The organism is Glaciecola nitratireducens FR1064, assembly GCF_000226565.1.
GTDB lineage: Bacteria > Pseudomonadota > Gammaproteobacteria > Enterobacterales > Alteromonadaceae > Glaciecola > Glaciecola nitratireducens.
In genome coordinates this window covers 3200564-3223516 of record NC_016041.1, presented here as the reverse complement: position 1 = coordinate 3223516, position 22953 = coordinate 3200564, and the positions used below count along the sequence as shown (strand labels likewise).

At 41.9% G+C, this 22953-nt stretch carries 15 protein-coding genes; 7 read left to right on the top strand and 8 right to left on the bottom strand.

Going from position 1 to position 22953, the window contains the following annotated elements; translation table 11 throughout:
* Positions 1-68: 68 nt before the first annotated feature.
* Complete coding sequence (locus GNIT_RS13805) at positions 69-1319, bottom strand: malic enzyme-like NAD(P)-binding protein (RefSeq protein WP_014109876.1); 1251 nt, start codon at positions 1317-1319, stop codon at positions 69-71.
* Positions 1320-1682: 363 nt separating this feature from the next.
* Positions 1683-1895 carry a 50S ribosomal protein L31 gene (gene rpmE / locus GNIT_RS13800; RefSeq protein WP_014109875.1) on the bottom strand — a complete coding sequence of 71 codons (213 nt, stop codon included), beginning with the start codon at positions 1893-1895 and terminating at the stop codon, positions 1683-1685.
* A gap of 427 nt (positions 1896-2322) precedes the next feature.
* Here rpmE and priA point away from each other — a divergent pair, with 427 nt between their 5' ends.
* The 4 genes from priA (at position 2323) to hslU (ending at position 7393) form a co-directional block, all read left to right on the top strand.
* Positions 2323-4596, top strand: a complete 2274-nt coding sequence (priA, locus tag GNIT_RS13795; protein ID WP_014109873.1) for a primosomal protein N' — start codon at positions 2323-2325, stop codon at positions 4594-4596.
* Positions 4597-4683: 87 nt separating this feature from the next.
* Positions 4684-5262 (top strand): SPOR domain-containing protein, encoded by a 579-nt coding sequence (locus tag GNIT_RS13790; RefSeq protein ID WP_014109872.1) that lies wholly within the window; start codon positions 4684-4686, stop codon positions 5260-5262.
* Between the two features lie 197 nt (positions 5263-5459).
* A complete protein-coding gene (hslV, locus tag GNIT_RS13785) occupies positions 5460-5984 on the top strand; it encodes an ATP-dependent protease subunit HslV (RefSeq protein ID WP_014109871.1) in 525 nt (174 codons plus the stop codon).
* 77 nt (positions 5985-6061) lie between these two features.
* The gene (gene hslU / locus GNIT_RS13780) at positions 6062-7393 is read left to right on the top strand and encodes an HslU--HslV peptidase ATPase subunit (protein ID WP_014109870.1); all 1332 of its coding nucleotides are present in this window, start codon (positions 6062-6064) and stop codon (positions 7391-7393) included.
* Positions 7394-7706: 313 nt separating this feature from the next.
* Here hslU and GNIT_RS13775 read toward each other — a convergent pair whose 3' ends face one another.
* A complete protein-coding gene (locus GNIT_RS13775) occupies positions 7707-7901 on the bottom strand; it encodes a hypothetical protein (protein ID WP_014109868.1) in 195 nt (64 codons plus the stop codon).
* Between the two features lie 513 nt (positions 7902-8414).
* Here GNIT_RS13775 and GNIT_RS13770 point away from each other — a divergent pair.
* The 3 genes from GNIT_RS13770 to GNIT_RS13760 are packed head-to-tail and all read left to right on the top strand — an operon-like array spanning position 8415 to position 14048.
* Positions 8415-9995, top strand: coding sequence for an autotransporter assembly complex protein TamA (locus tag GNIT_RS13770; RefSeq protein ID WP_014109867.1), 1581 nt, complete (start codon positions 8415-8417; stop codon positions 9993-9995).
* A gap of 1 nt (position 9996) precedes the next feature.
* A complete protein-coding gene (locus GNIT_RS13765; RefSeq protein ID WP_041246442.1) occupies positions 9997-10401 on the top strand; it encodes an AsmA family protein in 405 nt (134 codons plus the stop codon).
* 20 nt (positions 10402-10421) lie between these two features.
* The gene (locus tag GNIT_RS13760; protein WP_148261720.1) at positions 10422-14048 is read left to right on the top strand and encodes a translocation/assembly module TamB domain-containing protein; all 3627 of its coding nucleotides are present in this window, start codon (positions 10422-10424) and stop codon (positions 14046-14048) included.
* Positions 14049-14138: 90 nt separating this feature from the next.
* On the opposite strand, the gene GNIT_RS13755 is transcribed toward GNIT_RS13760, so the two are convergent.
* The 5 genes from GNIT_RS13755 to GNIT_RS13735 form a co-directional block, all read right to left on the bottom strand.
* Positions 14139-14360 carry a response regulator transcription factor gene (locus tag GNIT_RS13755; protein ID WP_014109864.1) on the bottom strand — a complete coding sequence of 74 codons (222 nt, stop codon included), beginning with the start codon at positions 14358-14360 and terminating at the stop codon, positions 14139-14141.
* 12 nt (positions 14361-14372) lie between these two features.
* Complete coding sequence (locus GNIT_RS13750; RefSeq protein ID WP_014109863.1) at positions 14373-16610, bottom strand: peptidase domain-containing ABC transporter; 2238 nt, start codon at positions 16608-16610, stop codon at positions 14373-14375.
* Positions 16610-17866: an HlyD family secretion protein gene (locus tag GNIT_RS13745; protein WP_014109862.1), complete on the bottom strand. Its 1257-nt coding sequence runs from the start codon at positions 17864-17866 to the stop codon at positions 16610-16612. Before GNIT_RS13745 ends, GNIT_RS13750 begins: the two co-directional genes overlap by 1 nt.
* Positions 17867-18331: 465 nt before the next feature.
* A complete protein-coding gene (locus GNIT_RS13740) occupies positions 18332-21664 on the bottom strand; it encodes an amidohydrolase family protein (RefSeq protein ID WP_014109861.1) in 3333 nt (1110 codons plus the stop codon).
* Between the two features lie 330 nt (positions 21665-21994).
* Complete coding sequence (locus GNIT_RS13735) at positions 21995-22951, bottom strand: hypothetical protein (RefSeq protein WP_014109860.1); 957 nt, start codon at positions 22949-22951, stop codon at positions 21995-21997.
* Between the last annotated feature and the right edge of the window lie 2 nt (positions 22952-22953).

Here is a 22953-nt window from a genome sequence, read left to right as displayed (position 1 = left end):
ATAGAAAAAGGGCGCTTCAAACAATGAAGCGCCCTTTTTAATTTTGCAATGATGCAATGACGGTCTATTTAGAAACTATCTAAATAATCATCCGGAATAGTCTCGATTTTAGCAACACCAGAGGCAATAGCTGCTTTAGCAACGGCAGTGGCGATGCGTTTACACAATCTAGGATCCATTGGCTTAGGGATAATATAGTCTTTGCCGAAACTTAGAGATTTAGTCTGGCTGGCAATCAGCACCTTCTCAGGCACTGGCTCTTTAGAAATACTTCTTAAAGCCTCTACAGCCGCCACTTTCATTTCATCATTAATGACCGATGCTCTTACATCTAAAGCGCCTCTAAAAATGAAGGGGAAGCAGAGGACGTTATTAACCTGATTTGGGTAGTCAGAACGACCGGTTGCCATAATTAGGTCGTCACGAACAGCATGCGCTAAATCGGGTTTTATTTCAGGGTCAGGATTTGAACACGCAAATACAACAGGTCTTGGCGCCATTAGTTTTAAAGCTTCAGGGGGTAGAAGGTCAGGGCCGCTTAACCCTAAGAAAACATCAGCCCCTTCAAGCACGTCATCTAAAGTGCGTTTGTCAGTATTGTTCGCAAATAGTGCCTTGTGTGGGGTTAACTCTTCTCGTCTTGTATGGATAACGCCTTTGCGATCGAGCATATAGATTTTTTCACGCATGGCACCACACTTTATCAGTAACTCCATACATGCAACAGCAGCAGCTCCAGCGCCCAAGCAAACAAAGATAGCTTCATCTATTTTTTTACCTTGGATTTCAAGTGCGTTCAGCATGCCAGCCGCTGTCACAATTGCGGTTCCGTGCTGATCATCATGAAAAACTGGAATTTTACAACGTTTGATCAACTCTTGTTCTATTTCAAAACACTCTGGAGCTTTAATGTCTTCCAAATTAATTCCACCAAAGGTGTCAGCGATATTAGCAACGGTGTTGATGAACTCTTCAGTTGTACGATGTTTTACTTCAATATCAATCGAATCTAATCCAGCAAAGTGTTTAAATAACAACGCCTTACCTTCCATGACTGGTTTTGACGCGAGAGGTCCTAAGTTACCCAAACCGAGAATTGCAGTACCATTTGTAATAACTGCAACTAAGTTTCCCTTTGCGGTATATCGGTAAGCCGCATTCGGATCGGCAGCAATTTCACGCACTGGCTCCGCTACACCAGGGCTATAGGCGAGTGCGAGGTCAGTAACCGTATCGGCAGGAGTGCTTAGCTCAACGCTAATCTTACCGGGCTTGGGGAATTCATGATAATCGAGCGCTTGTTGGCGAAAATCTGGCATATTGATCAGGGTCCTTACGAATATGTATGTGATACTGTTTTTGGTAAGTTTTCAAAGTGACTTACAAGCAAAGTGTGACGAAATATCGAATGCCATACAAATGTAGCACATATCTATTAATAATGAAGAATTCAAAAAGCACTATGTGTGATTAAATAAGCACTGGTAAGACCATGATTTTATGTAAGTAATATTGTCTTTACTCAGCATTATAATCCGAGGCTTATAATGAGTATTTATGAGGTAAGCTCTTGTTATATGGATTTTTGTATAGTTGTTACTCGCTAATAAATGGGCATAAAAAAAGAGCGCATTGCGCTCTTTTTAAATTGTTCTGACAAACAAAGCTCGTTCGGTAAGAACTTACTTCGCTTTAATTCCACCAAAACGCTTCTTGAATTTATCAACACGACCACCGGTGTCAACGTTACGTTGCTTACCTGTGTAGAATGGATGGCATGATGAACATACATCCAAGTTGATGTCTTTATCAAGTGTAGAGCGAATGTCCATTACGTTACCGCATGAACATGTTGCTTTGATTTCGTTATACTTAGGATGAATACCGTCTTTCATTGGGATACCTTATTTTTTAGGCCGTCTCGCTATACAACCCGAAGTTGCACACCAAACGAAATTAATTAAAAAGCAGCTGAGTTTTCAACTACAGAAATTTGGACGCGCATAATAATGGAGTTGAGGCCCTTAATCAAGAAATAACTATTAAGACAAGGCATAAAAACACGTAGAAATAGGATGTTTTGAATATCGGGGCACTGGTGCCAGTGTAATTAGCAGTATAACGTGCGTAAATGAGTAGGCGAAGTTTGGGTGCAAGCGACGCATTTGTGAAATATCTCGTAGATGCTTTGCAAAAGATTGATATCATGAGGCATATAAAGCATCTTCTTTCGCTAAACAAAAGATTAGTAAAAAACGCTTCGGTAAAATCGCCTAAATAAAGGGCGAGTGAGCTTAACAACATTAAAGAAAAGAGGTTTCATTGCAAGTTATTCAAGTGGCCATTGCGGTTCCTATGCCACAATTATTCGATTATAAAATTCATACTCCTGCAGCAGCCGGATCTGCGATGAGTGAAGTATTGCAGAGTGACCCGCTGCTTGTGAAGGCAGACTTGGGCGATACAGTTAATGTCGATTTAATTGGTTGTCGTGTGCTTGTGCCATTCGGTCCACGTAAATGCGTGGGTATCGTTGTGCGTGTGAATGTCGAATCTGATTACGAAACCTCGAAACTTAAGTCGGTGATTGAGATACTGGATATTGCGCCCGTTTGTTCTCAACAGATGCTAACCCTAGGCAAATGGATGAGTGACTATTATCATCACCCCATTGGTGAAGTATTACAGACCCTGCTGCCAGCAGCACTGCGAAAACAGCAAAGTGGCAAAACGAGAGCAGCTGTTGCTACCCAGCCTTATTTACAACTCGATGCAGACAGTGCAGCGCAGTCTGACGTCGATGATTTACTTGCGCGTTCAGTGAAGCAATTTGATTTGTACCGCTTGCTTGAGAAAGGGCGGCAACCACTATCGGCTATAAAACAAGAGTTTACGCCAGCGATAGTTAAAGCGCTCACTGAAAAGCAACTGATTGAAAAGGTCGACGTTGTGGAAAAGCCCGAAGAGTGGACAACGCAACTCACGATATCTGAGAAGCCACTCCCTAATGTTGAGCAAGCAATGGCAATTTCCACCATTAATCTTGCTAGTGGGTTTGACACCATGCTGATCGAAGGTGTGACAGGCAGCGGTAAAACGGAAGTCTATCTGCAAATTATAGAGCCCTTACTGGCAGCGGGTAAACAGGTGCTTATTTTAGTGCCTGAAATTGGTCTAACGCCACAAACCGTTGGGCGTTTTGAAAAACGCTTCGGGATTAGAGTGGGTACCTTGCACTCTAATCTGAATGACACGGAGCGTCTGCAAGTTTGGCAACAGGCGAAAGATGGCAGCCTTGGCATCATAATCGGTACACGGTCTTCCATTTTTACCGAAATGAAAAATCCAGGGATGATTATCGTAGACGAAGAGCATGATGAATCATTTAAACAACAAGACAATCTGAAGTATCACGCGCGGGACATTGCTGTTTATCGTGCTAAGCAGCTTAATATTCCACTAGTGTTGGGAAGTGCAACGCCTTCGCTGGAAAGCTTGCACAATGCTTTAGAAAAAAAGTATCGACATATCCTATTGCCCAATCGAGCGGGCAGCGCTGCAATGCCAGCGCAGCGCTTAATGAATATAAAAGGTCAGCCTATGCAGTTTGGGATTGCACAAGGCATGCTCGAAAAGATGCAGATACAGTTGGCTGCAGGTAATCAAGTGATGGTGTTTGTTAATCGGCGAGGTTATGCGCCTGCATTACTCTGTCATCAGTGCGGTCACGTCGAGCAATGCACGCGCTGCGACAATCCAATGACGGTGCATAAAAGTGCGAATAATTTACAGTGTCACCGCTGTGCCGATATTCGAGCGTTACCCAAAGCCTGTGCTGAGTGCGGCCACAATGAATTAGATACGTTTGGTATTGGCACTGAGCAACTCCAGCAAGGTTTAGAAACATTATTTCCAGATTATTCGACCGTGCGGGTTGATAGCGATACGGTGCGTGGTAAGGGAAAGTTGAGCAAGTTATTAAAAGAGATTAATCAGAAAAAATATCAAATTCTTGTTGGGACACAAATTCTTTCGAAAGGTCATCACTTTCCAGATGTGACACTTGTAGTAATTTTAAATGTTGATAGCGCTCTTTTTAGCGCAGACTTCAGAGCGCCAGAAAAGCTTGCACAGTTGATTACACAGCTGTCAGGACGAGCGGGCCGAAGCGATAAAGTGGGTGAAATGTGGTTGCAAACTCATTGTCCAGAGCACCCATTATTGCAAGATCTCATCAATAACGGTTTTTCTGATTTCGCTCGATATGCGTTGTTAGAACGTAAGCATGCTGCCTTGCCTCCGCACGAACACCAAATTTGTATCCGCAGCGAATCGCAGCATAAATATTTATCGATACACTTTCTCAACTTATGTGCCGAACTATTTACGCAATTTAAACATGCAAAGGTGTTAGGGCCTTTCCCTGCGTTTATTGAGAAAAAGCAGGGGCGGTATCGAAATTTGCTTATAATTCAGTCAGCCTCACGCAAGTATTTACAGCAAGCAACTGAGCAGGCTAACAAAGCATTATCTGAAATGCCTGTGAGTAGGCAGGTGCGCTGGAGTATAGATGTTTCTCCGATCGATTTTAGTTAAATAAAGTGAATATTCCTGCGTTTTCTTAGGCAAAATTTTGTATAGTCTGCGCACGAAACTGGCTCAAAAAAGACAATAAAGAAAAATATGGCGCAAAAAGATTACGTGGCGCGTAGCCAAAAGAAGAAACAGCCTCCTAGGAAGAAAAAACAAGCCCCGCAAGCCGTTGCTTGGGTTAAAGTTGTGCTCGCTATCCTAGTCGTGAGCGTCTTTGTAGCAGGCTTGTGGTACTTGAAAGATGCGACTGGAGATGATGCGAGTAAGTCTTCAGAAAGTGCCCAAGCACCTGTTGATAGTGCAAATGCGCCTGCAAAATCAATTAACGATGAAAAAGATCCATTACCTGTGCTTAAAGAAGAAGATTGGGAGTTTATTGAGGGACTTCCATCTTATTCAGTGGAGGTTGAGGTAGATGAATTACCAAATTCAGATCGCCGCTATCTAATGCAGTGTGGTTCATTTAGAAAACAGTCACAAGCAGAAGAGTTAAAGGCAACAATTGCATTTCAAGGCTTAGAGTCGCAAGTGCTTGAAAGCGAGGGTTCAAAAGGTATCTGGTTTCGCGTTGTTTTAGGACCCTACGAAACAAAGCGTGACGCCGAACGAGATCGACACGCTTTACGTTCTGCCCGTATTAATCGATGCCAAATTTGGAATTGGGATTAAGCGTCACAACGGCATAAAACTAGCAATGTCCGCAATGTGTCACAAATGTGGACTTGAAATAGTTTCAACGCCCCCCATTTATTCCTGACTGAAGCAATTTAGACGGCATTAATTTACGCCTAATTAGCTCGCTTAATTAGTTTGCACAATATGAATTCGCACAACATTGAATTAGATCACCTTACGTAGGAGTTTACATGACAACGATCGTATCAGTTCGTAGAGGCAATCAGGTTGTGATTGCAGGTGATGGCCAAGTTTCACTTGGAAATACCGTTATGAAAGGTAATGCAAAGAAGGTTAGACGCCTTTACAACAACAAAGTACTCGCTGGTTTTGCTGGCGGTACCGCCGACGCTTTCACTTTATTTGAGCGCTTTGAATCCAAATTGGAAATGCATCAAGGACATCTTACTAAAGCAGCTGTTGAGTTAGCGAAAGACTGGCGAACCGATAGGATGCTCCGAAAGTTAGAAGCATTACTTGCTGTCGCTGATCATAGTGCATCTCTGATCATTACGGGAAACGGTGATGTCATTCAACCAGAACAAGACCTTATCGCAATTGGTTCAGGTGGACCATTTGCCCAAGCTGCGGCTACGGCACTATTTGCCAACACTGATTTAAGCGCCAAAGAAATCGCTGAAAAAAGTTTGACCATAGCGGGCGATATTTGCGTATTTACCAATCAAAATCAGACGATTGAAATACTCGAATATTAACTTCATTTTTTTAATTATCTTGCCCAATTGCCACACCAAAAAGCAATTTGGATGAGCTAGTCAAAGGTATACAGATTATGTCAGAGATGACTCCCAGAGAAATTGTACATGCGTTAGATAAGCACATTATTGGGCAATCTAATGCAAAAAAAGCGGTCTCGATAGCGTTGAGAAATCGCTGGCGCAGAATGCAGCTTGAGCCAGAGCTGCGCCAAGAGGTGACGCCGAAAAATATTTTGATGATTGGTCCAACCGGTGTGGGAAAAACCGAAATTGCTCGTCGCTTAGCAAAGCTTGCGAATGCGCCTTTTATAAAAGTAGAAGCCACTAAATTTACCGAAGTGGGCTACGTGGGCAAGGAAGTCGAAACGATCATTCGCGATCTAGCCGATATAGCGGTCAAGATGACCAAAGAAGATGCCGCAAAAAAAGTGAAGTATCGTGCTGAAGAGTCAGCAGAAGAACGTATTCTTGATATTCTTCTACCGCCGGCTAAAAGCGTAACAGGCGAGCGCGAAGATAATCAAGATAAAGGTACTCGTCAGGTTTTTCGTAAAAAACTACGCGAAGGTCAGCTGGACGATAAAGAAATTGAGTTAGACATTGCTTTACCTCAGGTTGGTGTTGAAATTATGGCGCCACCGGGCATGGAAGAAATGACCAATCAATTGCAAGGAATGTTTCAAAACTTGTCCGGCGAGAAGAGCAAGAAGAAGAAAAAGTTAAAAATTAAAGATGCCTACAAATTACTCGTTGAAGAAGAGTCGAGCAAGTTGGTGAATCAACAAGACCTAAAAGAAGCGGCGATTGAATCGCTTGAGCAAAACGGCATTGTATTTATCGATGAGATTGACAAAATATGTAAACGAGAGGGAAATCAGTCTGGAGACGTTTCAAGAGAAGGCGTTCAGCGCGATCTGTTGCCCTTAGTTGAAGGTTCAACAGTGTCAACCAAACACGGTATGGTCAAAACCGATCATATCTTGTTTATTGCGTCGGGTGCCTTTCAAATGGCTAAGCCGTCAGATTTGATCCCTGAGTTACAAGGGCGCCTGCCCATTCGTGTGGAACTGTCAGCATTGCGAGTCGAGGACTTTGTTAGGATCCTAACTGAGCCCGATGCATCGCTTACACTGCAATACAAAGCACTGTTAAAGACAGAGGGTGTTGACGTCACCTTCTCTGAATCAGGCATTCAACGCATTGCGGAAGTTGCTTGGCAGGTAAACGAAAAAACCGAAAATATTGGTGCCAGACGCCTGTATACTGTCTTAGAGCGTTTGATGGAAGAGATTTCCTTTGAGGCGTCGGACAGAGCCGGCGATTCCTTTATTATCGATATTGATTACGTCAACCATCACTTAGAAAATTTAGCAGATAATGAAGACTTAAGTAGATTTATACTGTAGTATTCAAAATCAGACGTGAGTCTTCGCTTTTGTACTTTATTTAAGCATTTTAAATAAATATCTAAGCAGCGCTATTGGTCTAGTCAACCACTGCGTAGAAGCGTTTTAATATTTGATTCGAACCCCATTAACATCTCGTTATTGGGGTTTTGTTCTTTTAGCTCCTTCATTTTTTAGAAACTCAATTTTTTAGTGCAGACATATTATTGATTCAAACTAAAAAAACACGAATGACTCAGCTTGCGTTGATTCACTCGTGCTCATCAACATTACCTTTGTTTTCTTGATGGTAAAGTTGATTGATAAATTATGATCAATATTTAATGCAAGGTGGTGGCACATAAAGATCGTTTGGTGTGCTAAATATCGCGCTTTTTCGTGAGTTCATATTACAATCACTAGCGGGGCCGCTAAGCGCCTCATGATCGCTAGTAATAGAAACACCGCCGAATACTTCTAGTTGCTGAGCAACGCTTAATACTTTCGTTTTATTTAGATTATTGTTCATTTTTATTTCCAGTCAAAGTAGGTAAAGTGACCATAAAATAAGTGAGTAACATAGGCCAGTCTTAAAGATAGCCTATGTTGTCACCATCCTTGGTAGTTTGTTTGCCTGTTTCCTTCAGACGCATTTAGAATAGATGAGTAATGACATTGTCGCTACTGACCTTCCGATCGGAACGTGAACCTTATTAAGAATAACTGGTCTATAGCCTTGCTGTTAGCCCAAAATCAAAGGACAATATAGCCACACCTTTTTGGCGTTACATTTTTCATATAACTTAAGGAGCAGGTTATTTACCTCTTTTCAAGTTGCCGACAATTCCTCGGTAGCGTAATTATCTTAACCATTATTTTTTTTCCTGCCATCGCCTTAGCAAAATGGGAAGTTATACCCGCAGATGAAAACAATACATTAGACAGTCAGGTTGTTGACAATATTCAGCTTCATTTAGCGGGTCATATTTTCCCTGAAAATGACTATGAGTTGGAGCAATTTGAAAAGCAGACTCGGGTCAAAGTGTTAAACGCAATTCGTGCATATTCTTATTATCAAGCAAGCGTTGAGTTTTCAAACTTCAATAAAAAATCATTTGATGACAACGCTGTTCAAATAAAAGTGAAGTTAGGACCAAAGTTAAAGGTGGGTGCTGTAACACTAGAGTTTGATGAATCGGCAGTACAAGAAACTTATTTTCCAAATGAATTAAAAGACGTAATTAAATCTCTGCGCGAGCTCGAAGGGAAGTTTTTAGAACAATCCAAGTACGATGGTTTAAAAACGAGAATGCAGACTTTCGCTTTGATATTTGGCTATTTCGATTTCGTACTCGATAAAAGTGAAGTTCGAGTAACTTTGGCTGAGAATCAGGCCGACATGTATTTGAAATTCAATTTTGGCGCTCGATATCGCTTTGGTCCGCTTGAATATGTTGCTGAAAATAGAGGTTCTGAGCTTGTCGAGTCGGTCAAACCATTCGAAGAGAACACGTACTTCGATCAACAAAAAATTAGCGAGTTTACTCAACTCATTCGCCAAACTGCTTATTACAACAGTGTCATCGTGCGAGCAAATGTGAACGCTATGAGTAGCGCTGAGCGAGCATTAAATATTGTGCCAATTGAAGTGCTTCTTACCGCGAAGCCAAGGGACACCTATCAGTTTGGAATTGGTGCTTCAACTGATTCGGGCCCCAGAGTGACCGCAAATTGGGTGCGACCTTGGGTGAATTTGCGTGGCCATAGTTTGTCGTCTGAACTCTACATCTCTGGTCCAAAAAAGAATGTTTCTATGGGGTATACGATCCCTATGGCAAATCCCCTAAACGATTTTTTTAAAATCCAAACGGGTTATCAAGAGATCAATGAAGAGCAAAGAGACAGTCAAACCTATACGCTAGCTGCCCAACGCCAGTTAGGTGCAAAAAATAAAGACGATTGGGACAAAATACTCTTTCTACGATATGAATATGAAAACTTCATCCAAGGCATAGATGAAGAGCAATCAACACAGTTACTTTTGCCGGGTGTCACGTTGAATCGCGTTCGAAAAGACGGCGAGTTGTTTGTAAATTGGGGCGATAGGCAGCAAATTACAGTTGAGGCGGCTTCAGAGAGTGTCGTCTCAGACGTCAATATTGTTCGCGTAACTGCTCGAACTAAATGGATAAGAACATTTGGTAAACATCGCTACATTTTGCGCGGTGATGCAGGTGCTATTGTTACCAATGATTTTGAGCAAGTACCGTCAAGTCTTAGATTCTTTGTAGGTGGAGATCAAACTGTACGTGGTTTCGGACTAAACAGCATTAGCGAAAGTCGCATTGATGAAAGTACCGGCAACATAGAGCTCATTGGTGCGCAGTTTTTAGCTGTTGCTAGCACTGAATATGCTTATCAAGTGAGTAATGATTGGCGTGTCGCTGTTTTTCTTGATGCGGGGAGCGCGAGCAATGACTTTGGAAAATCACCTATTTACGGGACGGGACTCGGCGCACATTGGTTGTCACCTATTGGAACAATTCGACTGTATATTGCTAGAGGAATTAGTGATACGGAAAAAAATTGGCGAATTCACTTTTCTATAGGGCCAGGGATTTAATATGTCGAAGTCTATTCTATTAAATCGAGTCCTAAAAATAGGCTCGTGGTCATTGTTAGCAATAGTTTCGCTAATCATTCTCGCCCTAGGTATAGCGCTCTCGAGCATTGGCACTCAATGGGCAATTAATTATGTCAATGATGGCGATTTCGGTGTTGCGGTTGATTATGAAAGTGGGAGTTTTTACTCCGAACTGAACTTGAATCAAGTCCGAATTAATCAACCAGGCTTAGACGTTGAGGTAAGTGATTTATCGCTTGATATTGGCTTGAGTTGTCTTTTTGCTGGCGAAGTCTGTATTAACCAAGTTCGATTGAATCGAGTGACTGTTGAACTTGGAGACATGCCTGCGCAAGAGGAATCTGCATCACCTACAGAAAAAAACTACTTACACTACCGGTGTTAATTACGCTAAATGAACTCAGTGTGGGTGAAGTTTTAGTTTCCCAAAACAGCGCTGAGTTGCTAAAGCTTAAGGGCTTCTTGTTGGCTTTATCTTTTCAAGACCAACTGAATATATCTAAGTTAAACCTTGATTCTCTTGATGTGCGGCTACCCAAGCCGGCGGACGCCGAGCTTAATGAAAATAAGGTTAGCCCAAGGGCAGGGCAAAAACCTAGAGAGTGGTTGAGCGCAATTGCAAACTATCGATATGAGCCCATTGTTTTGCCAGAGATTTATATCCCAATTGAGTTAACGCTTAAAAATTCAATGCTGCGAAATATTTGCATTCGTCAGCAGGTACAAGACGATTCAATCGAAACGATTTTATGCAATGACAGTTTAGCGCTCAGTTTGGCGATAATTAATCAAAAAGTAGATACCAGCATTGTCATGGGTAATTTACATCAAGGCACAGAAACGCCAATGTTTACGCCGCTAAATCTAAAAATGACAGCAGCAGTAAATTTCGCGAAAAAGTTTGAACACAATTTAACGCTAACCGCGCACAATAAAGACACACCTATTGCCGTAGTTGCTTCGAAAGAGAGCTCGGCTAAACAAGAGGCGGCTAAACAAGAGGCGGCTAAACAAGACACACCTATTTTCGACAACACAAGCGGTTTCCAATTCAAAAGCCAAGGAAACATCAACAAGCTCAACGCAGCGCTAACGCATTTGCCAAGTCAGCAAAAAATGCTTGGTTTAGCGTCCACTCTTGAGTTGTCAAAACCAACACTTCCTCTTGAACTTGATATTAAATTTGAAGAGTTATCGGCTGTTATTGCTGATGATCTGCAAACTTTGTTTCCTTCGCTCAGCGATGAAGTGATTTCGCAGGTGAAAGGTGTGTCTTTGTTGCAAACAAAAATAGGCGGGGACATGCAGGGTTATCGATTGACCAGCATGGTTAAAATGCAAGAAATTATGGGTGTTGAAAATTTTGAACTCAATGCGCTAGTTAAACCGATGGGTGCAAAGCAAGGGGCGCGTTCTCTTATCGATATTCAAAAACTCAATCTAAGTGGCAGCGTTGGTGAGCTTGATTATGCAGGGAAAGCTACAATAGCGTCTAAAGACAATGAGCTGCATGAACTATCCTTCAATGGCACTCTAAACCTCGAATCTATCCAATTGTCAAAGTTAGATCCTGCGTTAGATTCTTTGATTTCTGGTCAATTACCACATAGTTTTACCATTACAGAGGCAAGTCAGTCAGTGGCCGTCAACGGAGCGAGATTAAGCGGTGCATGGCAAAATTTGCCGTTATTGTTAGTTGCGGATGCAGAATTAGAAAAAAGTGGCAACGTGAAAGTCGAAGGCGTCCGTTTAACTCAGGGCAACAATCAGTTAAACGTGCAAGGTAATCTTTATTCTACAACAGCACTCGAATCTATTGCGCAGTTAGGCGTAAAGTTTCCAGATAAAAACAAAACAAGCGATTCCAGTCTCGACTTCACCATCGATTTAAATGCTTTAAGTGACATCTATCCGAGTTTGGACGGTCAGGTTTTTGCAAAAGGTAATGTGTCTGGAGCTATAGAGACTCCTCAAATCGTTGTACAAGCGAATGTGAAGGAGCTGAGCGCAGCCGACGCGCGCTTAGAAGAAGCTATCATTGACCTCAGCGTTAATATGGCGGAAAAGTTAGCGTCTAGCGCGCAAATATCCATTTCAAACCTGTTTGCTGGCGGACAGAATATTCCACAACTTGATGTCCTGCTGAGTGGTAATGAGAGTGAGCAATCCCTGCGGCTGAGTATTCCTGAAGGTGAATATATTACAGAGCAATTTTTTAGAGGTCAGTTAAACGCTGACAATACAAGTTGGTCTGGCAAGTGGTTAGAGGGAAAGGTCCTATCTAGTTTTGCAGAACTTATATTGCAAGATCAGCCTGATTTGACGGTAAACCTGCAGCCATTTAGTTTGTATCTTGCAGGGCACTGTTGGGAAGGGCGCGGAGATAGACTATGTACAGAAGATATCGACGCATCAGAACAAAAAGCCAAAACAAAGATTGTGCTAGATTATAACGTGATGAACGAGGGGGTAGCGAAGCTTTTACCTAACTTTGATATAGATGCTTCTGCTTTAAATGTGAATATCGACCTTAATGTTGACTGGCAGAAGCAACAAGGACTTAATTTTTCTGCCGACGTTTTATCTGAGAATGCTGTCTTGGTTTCGGAAGGAAGTAAAGTTCGCATCGAGGATATTGTAGCTAAGGTTCAAGGAACGCCCAAGAATATCAATAGTAATTTCAGCTTTAGCAGTACCGAAGCTGGTCGCGTTGTGATTAATAGCCAATTAGATTTGGCAAGCCAGCCCTATCAACATAAAGGGAGCATTAATATTAACCAATTTGCGGTGTCTTATTTTGCTTCTTTTGTAACTGCAGTTAAAGATTTAAATGGTGATATTAACGCTAACATAACGTTCGACGGGCCAATAGAAAAACCATCACTACAAGGGCAGCTGGTTATCGCAGACGGTGCCGTTGTGCTAAAAGAATATCCTTTAAAGTTGGCCGATTATAACCAAAAAGTTGTATTTGATGGTTCGAAAGCTGATTTTTCTGGGCAGTTTGTGCTGGGCGAAGGAAGAGGCAGCGTAGAGGGTGATGTCGACTTTACTGACGATCTTATTGTTAATATTATGGTTGCCGGCGATAAGCTCGATATTGCGTATGAGACTTACAAATTTAAAGTATCTCCTGATTTGAAGATCAAACTATCGCCTGAACTGTTGTCTATTTCAGGGAAGGTCGACGTACCTTATGCCAGAGTAAAAATTAAGTCACTACCGCCTAGCGCAAAATCGCCCTCTCAAGACATTATTGTGGTTGATGAGAAGAAGGTGGCAAAGCAAGGGCAATTGCCTATCGACGTAGACCTTAATATATTAATTGATAAAGATAAGAAGGGAGAGGTGAAACTTGACGCTTTGGATTTAAAAGCAGAGTTAAGTGGTGACCTACGGGTTCAAGTAGATGCGCAAAATACCAGGGTAAATGGTCTTGTTCAAGTCCTTAAAGGTAGCTATGAAGCCTATTCTCAAGTTCTTCAGATCAGGAAAGGAGAAATCACTTTTAGTGGGCAACCTGACGTTCCTGCATTCGATATCGAAGCTATTCGTAATCCATTAAATACAAATGATGGAGTAATTGCAGGTATTAGAGTCACCGGCAACGCGATCAAGCCTTCTGTGGATCTTTTTTCTGAGCCATCAATGGAGCAAGCTAAACAACTGTCTTATCTGATAACTGGTGCTGGTACTTTTGGGGGCGGCTCGGGTAATTCGGAAGAAACTACGATGGTTAACGCGCTCGTCAGTTTTGGTGTAGGGCAAAGCGAGAATGGTATCGGTAGCTTAGGCCAAAAATTAGGTGTGAAAGATTTGAACTTGCAAACTGCTGGACAAGGTCAAGGCACTAAAGTCGAACTTTCAGGACAACTTGCTGAAGGCGTGAAAATCACATACGGTGTTGGTGTATTTGATTCTATAAGTGAGGTGAGTGTTCACTATCAATTGCTCCCTCAAGTATACCTTGAAGCGGTGAGTGGAGTGAACAACACGCTCGATTTGTATTATCAAATCACCAGTAAGGACTAAGCATGAAAGCCCTTTAGCAGGGCTTTCATGCTGTTTATTACTTAGGGCCTTAAGCTCTTGTATGAGCCCTTCTTGTATAACTCAGCCATGCTATGAGGCTAAGTTATACAAATCCTTATAGTAAGCCGCTATCAACGTGGTTCTATTGCTTATGTTGAGCTTTCTATATATGTTCGCGCAATGAAATTTAACCGTACGCTCACTAATGAATAAGTCAGCTGCAATAATCTTATTGGGCAAGCCTTCCATAATTTTCATCGCTATCTGTTTTTCTCGTTTCGACAATGTTTGTAGTTGAGTAATCATATTCATTTATTTTCCTTTTTATGACGTTTGTTGCTGGTTGGTATTGGTGAGATGTTGATGCGTAACATCGTGTAACTCGCCGTTAATCAAAGCAAACACAATATCCGCACTTGCTATGGTTTCTTGTCGGTGAGCAATCATAATTTTTGTCATGCTCAATTTGCGTAAATTTTTGTTGATGGCACTTTCTGTTGCTGCGTCAAGATGACTTGTTGCCTCATCAAGAAACAATAGGCTTGGTTTTTTGTAGAGTGCTCTTGCAAGCAGTAGTCGCTGTTTTTGACCACCACTTAAGGTACTTCCCATATCGCCTACTAGCGTGTTGTATTGCATCGTCATTTGCATAATATCGTTGTGTAGGCACGCCATTTTTGCAACATCGATAGCCAGAGGAAGATCTGTTGTGGCAGCAAAATCGGTAATATTTTCAAGCAACGAACCACTAAGTAACTGATCGTCTTGAAGCACTGCCGCAATGCCCTGCTGATGTCGATTGCTAGCATTAAGTAAATAGCCATTGATATAGATTTGACCTGTGTGGCTATTGTTTAAGCCCATTAAACACAGCAATAGGGTCGATTTACCACAACCGCTTGAACCTGAAATGACAACGCTCTTACCGTGCGTAATGTTCAAATTGAGCTTTTCAAAAATAGGTGTTTGTGTTTCATGGTGCTGAAAAGACATGTCATGCGCTGATAAGTGAAATGCGCTCTGAACATTGTTAGTTAAGTGTTCGACATTATTGTTAACTTCATTCTCTACGCTTTTCGTTATTTCACTCTTGGTAAAAACAATGTCGGCTAATCTATCCAAATGGACTCTTAACAATTTGAATTCCAGCCAGTTGTTGATCAAACTGTCTGTCGCATCAATAAATTTAGCTTTATAGCTGATAAACGCATAAAGCATGCCTATCGAAAATAGGTTGATGGTGACTAAGTTTGCGGCTAGGTAAATGATAACGATATTCTCTAAACCAAATAGTATTTTATTCAACACCGAAAAGTTTATTTGCCAGCGCGAAAGCTTAATTTGTTTGTTCATCGCATTAGTAAGGAGATTGAGCCATTGAGAGCTGCGTTGCATGCCTTTGTTATTGAGCTTGATTGTTTTTATTGCGCGTATGCTTTGCATAAAGTGTGAGCTTTCTAGGGCTTGGCTTTGAATGACTTCCATATTTTGACGCTTCATTGCTTGAAAGAATAACCAGCGTAAAAGTGCATAAAAAACGACAGTTAAACAGACAATGCTGGCAAGCTTTGGCGAATAGAAAAACAAAACGATAAGCATGAGTATTGCCATCAAGCCATCAATAAGGCCTGAGATAATACCGGAAGTCACTATTTGACGAATATTTTGAAGTGAACCGAAGCGGCTGACAACGTCACCTAAATGCCTCTTTTGAAAATAATCTACCGGCAGTGAGAGCAGGTGAGTAAAAACACGGGTGGCCATGTGGATACTAAATTGATTTGAAAAGTACAGCATGACACGCTCGCGCAGCATTACCGTTATTGTATCAATGCATAACAACAGCAGGAAAGCGATTGCGAGCACGTTGAGCAACGACGTATCCGACTTCACAATGACTTCATCGATAACTGTTTGCATATAAAATGGCGCAGCAATAGCGAAAAGCTGCAGTAGCAAACTCAAGCCGAACAGTATTCCTAGCTGGCGCTTAACACCGATAGCATTGCTCAAGAAGTGCCCTAACTCTAGTTTCTGCGCAGCACTCGCCTTGTAAAATTTTGTGTTTGGTTGCATTTCAACAGCTATGCCGGTAAAGGCTTCGCTAACTTGTTGTATCGTTAATTTTCTCAAACCCAGTGCAGGATCTGCAATCTCACAATAACGTTTGGTCACTTTGTTCAAAACTACAAAATGTTGAAAATTCCAATGCAGAATACAGGGTGTTTGCAGCTCATTAAGTTCTGAAAGCTCAGCTTTTAAAGCTCTACAAGAGAATCCTAGTAGATCCCCAAGCTGCATAAGTTGCGTTAGATTACTCCCTTGGTTTGATACTGGACTGACTTGCCGCAACTTGTCTAAACTTATTTGATTGCCGTGAAAATTGGCAAGCATAGTGACACACGCTAAGCCGCATTCACTCGCTTCAGCCTGCATTATAATATTCAGTTGTGGCTTTGATGAAAAGCTAAGCAATTGACTTGCATTAGTTGATGATTTTTTATTAGCGCTATTATGTTCACGCATCTTGTCGCCGATATTTGAGGTTTGGATAGGGCTCATCAAATCTCCCCTCTTAGACTATAGATAGGGCTCAATAGCCATTCCAGTAGGCTTCTTTTAGATAGGATGACATCGGCCTGAAAAAGCATACCTGCCTTGAGATCCAAGGCTTTTCCATTGGCCTTAATTTGCTGATTATTTAAGACCGCTTCGACAATGAATACGGGCGTGTTCAGCGCCACAGGTATACGTTTGATCTGTTGTGGCAGCAATATTTGTTGAGACATTTGTGAGACCCGAGCCGTTGACATTCCAAACTTCTGATAGGGAAATGCATTAAGCTTCAGCTTAACTAACTGATTGTTTTTAATAAAGCCAGCATGACTCGATGGCACAAATAGCAAGGCTTTTAAGGAAGTATTCAGTGGCGTGATTTGCACTAATGGTATGTTGGTGCCAATAGTTTCACCCGCAAAAGCTTGCAGATTGTGAACAATGCCATCGATAGGACTGCGGATAACATAGTCACTTGCCGCTTCAAATTTATTTATTTCTTGGTTTAAGCTTTGTAAGTTCGATTCAAGTGTATTTTGTTCCTCTTCTAAGGCTATCTTACTCGCGATCTGAGATTGCTCAGCGGATAGACGTTGCTGCTCAAACTCCAACTTGCTCGAATGATTAGCTGCTAGCTGAAGCTCAATTGCCAGACGTTTCTCTTTTTGTGCCACGTAGCTTGTTCTGGAAATGCTGTTGTTTTCCAGCAAAGAGAATAATGCAGACTCCTCCACCTTCGTTTCTTGCAACTGCGCTTCGAGCTTATCCTCAATTTGAGCGTTAATATTCAAATGTCGATGAAACGTTTGAATTAATGTTTCATTCTGTTTCTTTTGTTGATGGTATTTATTACGCAAAATCAACTGTCGTTCTTTCAGAAGGCCTCTTTGCTGTATTAGTGAATCAAATTGTTCTTGGTAGTTTTCACTGATTAGCGCGCCAGCATTGCGAGATATTTGTATGAGCACTTGGTCTTTTCTAACTTGCTGTCCATTGCTTATTTTTATGGACTTGACGATACCATTGGATTCTTTTGCCATGATATCTATACTCGCTTTGGAGTTAACCAACCATCCATTCACCGTTGCTTTACTGCTAAAACTGGCGTTAACGAGCAATCCACATAGCAGCAAAAACCAACAGACTAAAACTGTTGCGAGGATTTGATGATTGATTTTAGGCAGGAGCATGGCCTCACCAAGTGTATTTTTACTTTGTCCGTCTATCGCTTCTTTGCGGAAAAGCTCATTAGAGTGTTGCATCGATTTTCAATCCTTGAAGTAGACTATAATTTTCATGTCATCCGTATTTGATGAACACAACTAGCTTACTTAGGTTCTTGAAAAACGACGTTTAAAAATGGGACAAATACTTTTAATTTTGGGACATTCTGCAAAATTGTCCCATTTTTAAAGATGTACTAATGATCGAGCTTATGAGTACGGGGATCTTTGGTTCAGGTAAGGTTTTTACACTAAAAATAGGGGCTTAGATGGATTGCTGCGACACAAATAAGGCTTAAAGGTAGTTTTTTTAGGCTGGTTTTGAGTTTAAAACGTTAGAAAATGAAATCTGGTTTTTTAGCTGATATATGACATTAGGAGTGAGGTGGATAGATTTTTTGTATGAAATTTGTACAGAATTTGTTCTGTGCACTAATTTGGGGCATAAAAAAGCGCGTCAAAGTGACACGCTTTTGGATTGTTAAGTCTGAAAACTAGCGTAAATTAATGTACCCAATGATACATATGCGCCTTCGCTTCCATTTGCTGTTGTGTTTGTTCGGGCATAAATGCGTTATTGTCATTTTCGAAGAAGAAAGGAGAACGCTTTTTCTTCGAGCCAACTTCGTTCATAGTTGCAGCTTCAAATACGCGACCATTGATCACTGTATAGTCCACGTACTCACTGCGACTCAAGTCGTTTAGAACGTCACCGTCTATAATCACTAAGTCTGCTAACTTACCTGGTTCGATACTACCGATGGCTTTATCCATGCCAAGATGTCTCGCACCATCAATCGTACCGCCACGAAGCGCTTCAAATGGGGTGAAGCCGCCGTGCTGCATCAACCATAGCTCCCAATGTGCGCCCAAGCCTTCGCGCTGGCCATGTGCACCTATGTGAACGCCAACACCGTTGTCACGCAACTCCTTTGCATATTTAGCAACTGCAAAATGGTTATAGTGGTCATCCGGAGCTTTCTGACGACGAATATTACGGTCAACCAAGAAGTAAGGTGTATAACGCATTAGCCTCTCATTTTCCCAAACGTTGGTGCGATCATAAAAGTACGTTTCACCGCTTAATCCACCATAGGAGACGACGAAGGTTGGCGTGTAGCCAAACTTAGTGGCTTTCCATAGCTGAGTTAGATCGCTATAGCCATTCGCAATCGGAATGCTGTGCTCTAGCCCCGTATGTCCATCGACCAACATAGAGATATTTTGTTGGAACTTACCGCCGCCCTCAGGCACTACCATCATGTCTTGGTTTTTAGCCGCAACTAATACTTGCTGGCGTTGATCGCGTCTTGGCTGGTTATAACTTTTCACTGAAATGGCACCAAGGTCTTTTAATCTTTGAACGTGATAATAAGCATCATCGTAGTCATTAATAATTGATTTATATCCAAGCGCCTCAGCACCATACAAGATAGTCCCTGTTGAATAAATTCTTGGGGCTATGCGCTGGCCTGCCCTTTGTAATTCACCGGCAGCCATAATCTCAGTAGTATCATTCGACGGATCGTGAATGGTGGTAACACCAAACGCGAGGTTAGAATATTGACTCCAGTTTTGGTCTGGAATAATTTCGCTGCGTCCTTGTGCGCCGTGGGCGTGAGTATCTATAAGGCCAGGAATAACCGTTTTACCTTCAGCATCTATAACGAGAGTGTCTTCAGGAATGCTAATATCAGACTTGTTGCCGACAGCTTGGATTTTGTTGTCTTTAATTAATACAACGCCATTCTCAAACACTTCTTGTTGATTGTCTGCATCACGCATCGTCACGACTTTACCACCTACAATTGCGGTATAACGATTTGGTTTGTCCGCTTTCTTCTTGAAAGACAAATCCATGCCTTCATTTAGTGGTTCAGGCATTTCAGCATCGGCGTCAGCTAAGAAGCTAAAAGCGTTGTCTAACTTGCGTTCAAAATAACGAGGGCCGTGAGACCAACCTACTGATTCGTTGTTTGGGCTCCACGTCATATAATTGCCTGAGCGCGCTGAAAGTTGCTTTACAGGTAATGAGGACATTTTAGGACCGATCGACACTTTCTGACCGTTGTCTGCAAACGGAGCGACGAAGGTGTTGTATTGGTGAACAAAGGCAATCCATTTTTTATCATGGGATAAACGGTATTCGCTTACTTTGTCGCCGCCGTATAAATGTACACGCTTGTCTTCGCCGCGTAAGTTCACGCTGGAGAACTGTGTCTCACTGTAAGGCGTTCCGCTGACAGATTCAGTGAAATAGACACGGTCGTTGCCTGCAGTGAAATGTGGCTCTACACCGCTCTTTGAAACACGCTCTGTGGTTTTGTCTTTTAAATTTAGAACGTAGATACCAGGGTCAATTGAATTCGTTGGGTCGAGTAAATAGCCGCCGGTAAACTTACGGTAGGCAAGCATTTTTCCGTCTGTTGAGAAGCTTGGTTCAATGTAATGACCTTTTGATAAGCTGACCACTTTGCCCTTGCCGCCTTTAGCAGAAATAATTCTCACATCGCCAAGACCTTCGTCGCTCCAAGTGGTGTAGACAATTTGTTTGCCGTCGTTAGAAAAACGAGGATAGTATTCGTCATGCTCATTTTGTTTGCTTAGGCGCTCAATTTCACCGCTCTTTATATCTTTCGTATAGAGCTTTCCAAGCGCTTGAAACAAGACCGTTTTCCCGTCTGGTGATTTTTGTGCCCAGCGGATAGCTTTAACATCAAATTCATCGGGTGCGACATCTACCTCAAAGCGCAATGCGTCAGCATACTTCAATGTCGTCTTGATATTGACATCTAAGGTTGCGAGTGACTGATCGTCGATGTTGAGTTTATGGAATTTTCCTCCTGTCCAATACATGATTTGTTTGGAGTCAGGTGTCCAATCGAAATAGGCAAAATAACCTTCGCTACCAAACCCTTCCTGCATGTCGCGCTCAAGGTCCATAAATACGGCTCTTTCATCGCCTGATTTGATGTCCTTTAAAAACAATGCTGTTTTACTTTTTACACGACGAACAAAAGCGACGTATTTTCCATCTGGCGACGGGGTCGGGACTACTGCTCCGCCTGTGCCTGAAATATAGCGCTCTTCTTCACCGGTTTCGCGGTCATAGCGAATAATGGCGAATATGCCTTGCAGGGCGTCGCGGTTGTAGCTAAATTGAGACCCACCAGAGGCATCACGGGTGAAGTAGATATATTTGCCATCGGGCGAAAACGCAGGGTCAGCAATGTTCTTTTGGTCAATTTTGCCGTTAACACGTTCTTTAATTGCAAGACCATCGCCACCACTTTGGTGATAGAGCCAAATTTCACCAGCTGGGATGCTTCGGCTTGACATAATACCTTTGTTGACCACGATATATTCGCCATCAGGACTCCATTTTGGAGAGTGTATTAAGTTTTTCTTTTCTTTGGTCACTTGGCGCAAGTTCTCGCCGTTGATATCCATTACCCAAACATTAGAAAGACCGTCACGATCAGAAATGAAAGCAACTTGTTTGCCATCAGGGCTGACTGCTGGATGTATGTTCCATGCGAAGTCTTGAGTTAATGGCTTTGCGTCGCCACCGTTGGTGCTGGCAATAAAAATGTCGCCGAGCATATCGAATACAAATTGTTTACCATCTGGACTCACATCTAAGCTAGACCAAGTCGTTTCGTTGGTTGTTATTTCCACGCTAGATAGCTCCATGGGCGGATTCAAAACGTCCCATGTGGCAAAAGGTTTGTCGTCTGCTTTGTCTGTTTCTTCGTGATCATCGGCAACACTGACGGCACTAAAGCTCAGTAAACCGGAGAGTAGGAAGGGGATCAGCTTGTGTCTTGTTGATATCATTATTTTTCTTCTGCTGTGAATTAATAAATACTGAGGTGATGTGTTATTTTCAACTGATGTGTACATCAGCACCACATTCTACGACGAACAATAGATGTTAATAAAAAGATCTGCAACTTTAGATTAATTTATAACATGAATGATGTGTAAACCCTTGAATAAGGACACACCTGTTTGGGCGTTTGCGTTGAGTTATTGCTGAATGAGGAGTGCTGAATAAGGACACACCTGTTTGGGCGTTTGCGATGAGTTATTACTCTGAATAAGGACACACCTGTTTAGACATTTCGGTGATAAATGATTAAACAGGTGTGTCCTTATTTCTGATGTCTAAAAACTTTCTGTAGTGAACTGCCTGTTTCTAATTGCCATTTTGCTCGAAGGAGCTATTTCTCCTAATTTATATTGAGCGGGGCCTGTCGGTTCAGCGAGGATGTATGAAATGTTATTTTGCATTATTTTCTCGTCTGTTTTGTTCGCTTTTAAACTGATGCCCACCAACGCGTGATTCGGTAGGAAAATCATTTCTGCAGATAATTTTGGATTGTAGGACTTTAAAATGGCCAGAAAAAAAGTTGATTTGCTATCGCAATCGCCTTTGTTATTTAACAATAGTTGTCGAGGAGCAGCGAAACCGGAACCATTCGACGAAATGCGATTTTCAAGGGTGTCGTAAGGAATGGCTTGTAGCCAATTTAACGTGAAGTCAATAAATTCTCTCGGGTTACTAGGGTTGCCGAGTTGCTCTTTAATGGCGTGTACAATATTTGATATATTATGGCTGCTCTCATTTGCATATCGCAGATGATCATGTTTAATAGCTGCTTGGCCCATTTCGTTTTTAAACGGGGTATAGTAGTTTTTACGTAAATATTCAGCTTCCGCTTCATCATGCTTTCTGCCCAAAGCTTCAGTAATTTCGTTCACCTTTTCAGAGTGTTTCCCAGATACCTCCATATTTAATGAGCTACCAGAGCGCTTTATTAAAATTTTCGCTTCTCTAGGATCTATTGCTTTTGCATACCCAAGTAAGCTTCTATGGATGTAGTTTTGAGCAAGGGCTGAATTGTAAGCTGGAGCTGAGTTTGGCAACTTATCGATATCAGCATGCGGCAATAGAAACGTTAGTTTTTTCGGGCCCTCCGAGCTTTGCCATTGATAATTGAATTCGACACCAGACTCAGACCGATTTTTAAAAAAACGTTCTTGCTGGGAGGCGGCTTCAAAGGACATAAAAAATAACAGTAGTGAGACTCCGGTTATCAGATATCGTAAAACATCTCGCATTT

What these genes read in the sequence shown, in the direction of transcription:
- GNIT_RS13805 (WP_014109876.1), bottom strand. Translation starts at nt 1,319, where the DNA reads ATGCCAGATTTTCGCCAACAAGCGCTCGATTATCATGAATTCCCCAAG.
- GNIT_RS13735 (WP_014109860.1), bottom strand. Translation starts at nt 22,951, where the DNA reads ATGCGAGATGTTTTACGATATCTGATAACCGGAGTCTCACTACTGTTA.
- GNIT_RS13765 (WP_041246442.1), top strand. Translation starts at nt 9,997, where the DNA reads ATGTCGAAGTCTATTCTATTAAATCGAGTCCTAAAAATAGGCTCGTGG.
- GNIT_RS13775 (WP_014109868.1), bottom strand. Translation starts at nt 7,901, where the DNA reads ATGAACAATAATCTAAATAAAACGAAAGTATTAAGCGTTGCTCAGCAA.
- GNIT_RS13740 (WP_014109861.1), bottom strand. Translation starts at nt 21,664, where the DNA reads ATGATATCAACAAGACACAAGCTGATCCCCTTCCTACTCTCCGGTTTA.
- GNIT_RS13790 (WP_014109872.1), top strand. Translation starts at nt 4,684, where the DNA reads ATGGCGCAAAAAGATTACGTGGCGCGTAGCCAAAAGAAGAAACAGCCT.
- GNIT_RS13745 (WP_014109862.1), bottom strand. Translation starts at nt 17,866, where the DNA reads ATGCAACACTCTAATGAGCTTTTCCGCAAAGAAGCGATAGACGGACAA.
- rpmE (WP_014109875.1), bottom strand. Translation starts at nt 1,895, where the DNA reads ATGAAAGACGGTATTCATCCTAAGTATAACGAAATCAAAGCAACATGT.
- GNIT_RS13750 (WP_014109863.1), bottom strand. Translation starts at nt 16,610, where the DNA reads ATGAGCCCTATCCAAACCTCAAATATCGGCGACAAGATGCGTGAACAT.
- hslV (WP_014109871.1), top strand. Translation starts at nt 5,460, where the DNA reads ATGACAACGATCGTATCAGTTCGTAGAGGCAATCAGGTTGTGATTGCA.
- GNIT_RS13755 (WP_014109864.1), bottom strand. Translation starts at nt 14,360, where the DNA reads ATGAATATGATTACTCAACTACAAACATTGTCGAAACGAGAAAAACAG.
- hslU (WP_014109870.1), top strand. Translation starts at nt 6,062, where the DNA reads ATGTCAGAGATGACTCCCAGAGAAATTGTACATGCGTTAGATAAGCAC.